Below are 4,380 nucleotides of genomic sequence, written 5' to 3' on the forward strand. Positions count from 1 at the left end.
TTTTAAAGGTTGTGTCAGTACTGACTGACCGCACCATATTTGCTGATATGGCTCAGTTGGTAGAGCACACCCTTGGTAAGGGTGAGGTCCCCAGTTCGAATCTGGGTATCAGCACCAGAAGTATAAAAATTTAAAAGAATTTACCTAGCGGCAATAGCGCGGTGGTCCCACCTGACCCCATGCCGAACTCAGAAGTGAAACGCCGTAGCGCCGATGGTAGTGTGGGGTCTCCCCATGTGAGAGTAGGGAACTGCTAGGTTTTAAATATAAGAAGCCACCCATAAGGGTGGCTTTTTGCTATCTACGATTTATAATTTATTTAATGCTAATAAATTTTCCCCTAGCCTCATTATTTCTACATACATGCTATTCACTGCTAGGTCTGGCTGATAGACTTATCACATCTTAGATCCTATTTGTACTGAAGGCTGCAATGAACCTGACCTCCGAACTTAAAACATTTAATAGTTTTGCTATTGATGCAAAAGCACTGTCTGTACATATTGTGCAGAGTGTCGATGACCTATATGAGCGATGGACTCAGGCAAAGAATGATAAATTACCAGTCTTATTATTAGGTGGTGGTAGTAATGTCCTATTTGTCGAAGACTTTGATGGTATGGTCATTATTAATAGAATTAAAGGTATTGAAATAAGTGAGTCACAAGATGCTTGGCATGTTCATGCTCAAGCCGGGGAAAACTGGCATCAGCTCATTGAAACTTTATTGAATAAAGGTATATATGGTGCTGAGAATTTAGCGCTGATTCCTGGTTGCGTGGGTTCTGCACCGATACAAAATATTGGTGCTTATGGCTTAGAGTTAAAAGATATCTGTGAATATGTGGATATTCTTTCCCTTGTTACTGGAAAAATCACTCGGATTCTCGCTAATGAATGTCGATTTGGTTACCGAGATAGCATCTTTAAACATGAATACCAACATTCTCACGTAATTGTTAGTGTTGGTTTGATCTTCTCTAAAGAATGGGCTCCCAAGTTAGCTTATGGGGATTTATCCAAATTAGATCCGGCGGTAGCCACCCCGCGACAAGTATTTGAATCCGTCTGTGAGACTCGTAAAAGTAAATTACCTGATCCGAATATCGTTGGAAATGCGGGTAGCTTTTTTAAAAACCCATTGGTATCTGCAACATTGGCTCAGAAAATTAAAGATAATTATCCTAATTGTCCTCAGTATATTCAGCCTGATGGCACAGTAAAGCTTGCTGCAGGTTGGTTAATAGACCAATGTGGACTGAAAGGTCATCAGCTAGGAGGTGCTGCTGTACATACTCAGCAAGCTCTAGTACTAATTAATAAGTATGGTGCTACCGGGCAAGATATCGTTGATCTGGCAAAATTTATTAGTCAAACAGTTGCGGCACGATTTAATATTTATCTAGAGCCTGAAGTCCGATTCATTGGTAAACAAGGTGAGGTAAATGCGATGGATTATATGAAATGAAAGAAACAAGTATTCCCTTACAGGTCATTGATATCTTAGCAGATGGAAAAATTCATTCAGGTGAGCAGCTTGGTGAACGGTTAGGAATGACGCGTGCAGCGATCAATAAGCATATTAAAACATTACGTTCCTGGGGTTTAGATATACAAACGGTTACTGGCAAAGGCTATCAAGTTCCTAATAAAATTAATTTATTGAATAAATCAGATATAGAAAAATATGTAGATGCTGTAAAGATTATTGTTGAGCCAGTGATTGATTCTACAAATCAATATATGTTGGAACGTATACCTAATTTGAATTCGGGAGATACATGTCTGGCAGAATACCAAAGTGCTGGCAGGGGACGTAGAGGACGACAATGGATATCACCATTCGGATGTAATCTTTATTTATCGACTTACTGGAGGCTAGAACAAGGCCCAGCGGCGGCTATCGGCTTGAGTTTAGTGGTCGGTATTGTTATAGCTGAGACACTTAATAAGGTATGTGGCAATAAAGTAAAAGTAAAATGGCCGAATGACCTGTATATGAATGATAAAAAACTTGCAGGTATTTTGGTTGAATTAACCGGTAAGACAGGTGATGCTGCACATATTATTATTGGTATTGGTATTAATATCGGAATGAATGAAAATATACTTCAAAAAGAAAAACCAATTAATCAAGCATGGTCATCTTTAACTGATGAAGTTGAGAATATTGAAAGAAATAAGTTAGCTGGAAATATTATTAACGCATTAAGGCAGTCGCTACTTTTATTTGAAAAGGAAGGTTTGAAACCGTTTTTGGCAAAATGGTTTGATCTAGATAATTTCTTAGGGAGAAGCGTTAAGTTATTGATTGGTAATGACGTTATAACCGGAATAGAAAAAGGTATTAATGAGCAGGGCGCACTGCTGTTACAAACAGAGAATGGTGAAATAATTCCTTATATTGGTGGTGAAATATCATTAAGAGGAAATGAAAAATAAAAAATAGGCCGGGTAATGTCGGCCTTATTAATTATTTTCGTAAACGAACATTTTGAATAGAATGATTTTTACCTTTAGTCATAATTAAACTAGCTCTTTCTTTAGTAGGTAAAATATTCTCTTCAAGGTTTAGTCCATTAATTTCATCCCAAATAGAGCTTGCTATATTAATAGCTTCTTCTTCACTTAGTTTAGAATAATTATGGAAGTAAGAATCAGGATCAGAAAATGCACCTTGCCTAAATTTTAAAAAGCGCCCGATATACCACTCTTTCAATAATTGTGGATCTGCATCGACATAAATAGAAAAATCTACAAAGTCAGAGACAAAAACATGGTGAGGATCTTGCGGATAATCCATGTCACTTTGTAGTACATTTAATCCTTCAAGAATTAAAATATCTGGTTGATCAACTATTTGTTGTTGGTCAGGCACAATATCGTAGGTCAAATGTGAATAAACTGGAGCCGCTACATTGCGAGCCCCTGATTTTATCTGTGAAACAAAGTTAACAAGTTTTCTCATATCGTAAGATTGTGGGAAACCTTTTTTCTTCATGATATTCCTATCCCGCAATACTTGGTTGGGATGCAGAAAACCATCAGTAGTCACTAAATCGACTTTTCTGTGTTCAGGCCAACGGGTTAATAATGCTTGTAGCAAACGTGCGGTTGTACTTTTACCTACCGCAACACTGCCTGCAATACCGATAATATAAGGAACTTTAGCTTCATTTGTCCCTAAAAATTGTTCTAGAACGGCTTGGCGACGTAAATTAGAGCTTATATAAAAATTAAGTAAGCGAGATAGAGGTAGATAAATTTCAATGACATCGTCCATTGAGAGCTCTTCATTAATTCCCTTTAATTCAAAAAGCTCACTAGATGATAGCGTCAGAGGAACCGAATCACGTAATGTGGCCCAATGCTCTCTATCAAATTCTAAGTATGGTGTAGTGATAAAATTTTCTTTCTGTTTCATAAACCAACATCTGCCTATTGTGTGCAGGTTGGACAGGTTGCCTAAACATCCGTATCCATAAAATTTGATAGCATCATAGCGATTGAGGAAGTGGAGGCGTAGGATTTTTTATGTTTTATGTGAATTTTTTTTGACGTATACGAGAAAAATAGCATTGATTGATCGAAAAACATACTAGTAAAAAGTAAGACCAAATCATAATGGTGAATAAAAAATCTGTATTTAAGTAAGGTGAGGTCAATAAGTGTTCTTTACTCGCTAGATCATAATGGATTATAGTTAATAAATACTGCTGATGTTTTAATCTTAAAGTAGTTATAAAAACAGCAAAAATGCGAAAAGTGAATAAAATATGAGCAAACGAACAAAAAAATAAATTTTTTTGTTGCAACCTGCGCTCACTCTTCCTAGAATGCGCAGCACTTGATGCCGGCATAGCTCAGTTGGTAGAGCAACTGACTTGTAATCAGTAGGTCCCGAGTTCGACTCTTGGTGCCGGCACCATTAAAAATTTGGATAGGTGGGATACCCAAGCGGCCAAAGGGAGCAGACTGTAAATCTGCCGTCACAGACTTCGAAGGTTCGAATCCTTCTCCCACCACCATCTCCAACAAGCTTTAATAAGCTTTGAGGAAACCCAGTTTAACAGCTGATAACTCAGGTAGCCGAGTTCATTGCGGGCATCGTATAATGGCTATTACCTCAGCCTTCCAAGCTGATGATGCGGGTTCGATTCCCGCTGCCCGCTCCAAGATGTGCTGATATAGCTCAGTTGGTAGAGCACACCCTTGGTAAGGGTGAGGTCGGCAGTTCGAATCTGCCTATCAGCACCACTTCCCCTATGTTCTCAATTATCTCCTGATGTTTCTTCTGTTCTCCTGTTAAGAATACAAGCGAATTTATGCTTGGTTGATGTGGTTTAACCACCGATTCCGTGTCTTAGAGGGACAATCTAA

General features: G+C 38.2%; 3 protein-coding genes, 5 tRNA genes and 1 rRNA gene. 8 read left to right on the forward strand and 1 reads right to left on the reverse strand.

Features of this window, described 5'->3' with window-relative positions:
• Window positions 1-41 precede the first annotated feature (41 nt).
• The 4 genes from PR761_RS17050 (at window position 42) to birA (ending at window position 2,442) form a co-directional block, all read left to right on the forward strand.
• Window positions 42-117 (forward strand) — tRNA-Thr (locus PR761_RS17050).
• A 26-nt stretch (window positions 118-143) separates the two neighbouring features.
• Window positions 144-259: ribosomal RNA gene (rrf, locus tag PR761_RS17055) — 5S ribosomal RNA — on the forward strand.
• 174 nt (window positions 260-433) lie between these two features.
• Entirely contained in the window at window positions 434-1,468 is a 1,035-nt protein-coding gene (gene murB / locus PR761_RS17060; protein WP_154611024.1) for a UDP-N-acetylmuramate dehydrogenase, read from the forward strand.
• Entirely contained in the window at window positions 1,465-2,442 is a 978-nt protein-coding gene (birA, locus tag PR761_RS17065; RefSeq protein ID WP_006816342.1) for a bifunctional biotin--[acetyl-CoA-carboxylase] ligase/biotin operon repressor BirA, read from the forward strand. The genes murB and birA overlap by 4 nt, the downstream gene beginning before the upstream one ends.
• 31 nt (window positions 2,443-2,473) lie before the next feature.
• Here the strand turns inward: birA and coaA are convergent, their stop codons facing one another.
• Window positions 2,474-3,424: a type I pantothenate kinase gene (gene coaA / locus PR761_RS17070; RefSeq protein ID WP_006816341.1), complete on the reverse strand. Its 951-nt coding sequence runs from the start codon at window positions 3,422-3,424 to the stop codon at window positions 2,474-2,476.
• A gap of 428 nt (window positions 3,425-3,852) precedes the next feature.
• Between coaA and PR761_RS17075 the strand changes: the two genes are divergently transcribed.
• The 4 genes from PR761_RS17075 to PR761_RS17090 all read left to right on the forward strand — a co-directional run bounded on the left by PR761_RS17075 (window position 3,853) and on the right by PR761_RS17090 (window position 4,257).
• Window positions 3,853-3,928 (forward strand) — tRNA-Thr (locus tag PR761_RS17075).
• A 15-nt stretch (window positions 3,929-3,943) separates the two neighbouring features.
• Window positions 3,944-4,028, forward strand: a tRNA-Tyr gene (locus PR761_RS17080).
• Window positions 4,029-4,100: 72 nt separating this feature from the next.
• A tRNA-Gly gene (locus PR761_RS17085) sits at window positions 4,101-4,175 on the forward strand.
• A gap of 6 nt (window positions 4,176-4,181) precedes the next feature.
• Window positions 4,182-4,257: transfer RNA gene (locus tag PR761_RS17090), tRNA-Thr, on the forward strand.
• Window positions 4,258-4,380 lie beyond the last annotated feature (123 nt).

Source organism: Providencia sp. PROV210 (assembly GCF_028479445.1).
Classification (GTDB): domain Bacteria; phylum Pseudomonadota; class Gammaproteobacteria; order Enterobacterales; family Enterobacteriaceae; genus Providencia; species Providencia rustigianii.